The organism is Sedimentibacter sp. B4 (assembly GCF_000309315.1).
Taxonomy (GTDB): Bacteria; Bacillota; Clostridia; order Tissierellales; family Sedimentibacteraceae; genus Sedimentibacter; species Sedimentibacter saalensis.
Map to the genome: position 1 here is coordinate 1 of NZ_CANG01000913.1, position 418 is coordinate 418.

Sequence of the window (418 nt, forward strand, 5' to 3'; positions counted from 1 at the left end):
GTGCGGAAGCAACATGTCGCGCAAATCGGCCAACCTCAACGACTCGACCTCCCCAGCAAGCGCACGATCCCAGAGCGTCGACATTGCCGCATCGTTCGCCTCGATGTCGACCTGACTCGGCACACCGACGAGTTCATCGAGGTGATGTCGCTGGATATGTCCCATCGTCGTTGCCTTGTCAGCCGCAATCGCCTTGAAGTCGTCAAGCTTGCGATCCACAGCACACGCCACCAACCACATCGGCCAACCGACGTTCGGGATGACCTTGAAGATGTGCTGATTCACGATCGCGTCGGGCCGGTACCACCGAGCCGCCGTGAGACCTCCCCGACCAGGCAAACAGGAGGTCACCGGGCCGAGCAAGGTTGTCGGTGGGGCACCTCGATCTCGTTGTAGACCGTCGACCCGCCCAACCCCG

1 pseudogene is annotated in these 418 nt (G+C 61.7%); it reads right to left on the reverse strand.

Annotated features, from left to right (window positions below):
• A pseudogene (locus BN358_RS15260) lies at positions 1 to 285 on the reverse strand (restriction endonuclease subunit S); the annotation flags it as partial.
• Positions 286 to 418 lie beyond the last annotated feature (133 nt).